This window comes from Psychrobacter sp. 16-MNA-CIBAN-0192, from assembly GCF_040309565.1.
Lineage (GTDB): Bacteria > Pseudomonadota > Gammaproteobacteria > Pseudomonadales > Moraxellaceae > Psychrobacter.
The window spans coordinates 1-239 of record NZ_JBEOOX010000691.1 but is presented as its reverse complement, the minus strand read 5'-3'; the positions used below and the strand labels follow the sequence as shown (position 1 = coordinate 239).

At 42.7% G+C, this 239-nt stretch carries 1 protein-coding gene; it reads left to right on the top strand.

Annotated elements, in window-relative coordinates; translation table 11 throughout:
• The coding region (locus AAEY78_RS14875) for a M20/M25/M40 family metallo-hydrolase (RefSeq protein ID WP_352340257.1) at positions 1 to 239 on the top strand (239 nt) is incomplete at both ends.

The window sequence follows — 239 nt, the reverse complement described above, 5'->3', positions numbered from 1 at the left end:
ATATACATATGAGCTCATTCATTGGTACTGCTGAACAACTAATTGCTCACAAAAATGCATGGCAAGGCACGCTAATGATGGTGGCACAACCCGCAGAAGAAGTAGGCGGTGGCGCTAAAGCCATGCTAAAAGAAGGCTTATTTAGTAAATATGCAAAACCTGATCACATAATTGCGCTACATGTAAGTGCAAGTGTGCCTGCCGGTAAAGTTGCGATGAAAAACGAATATACTATGGCC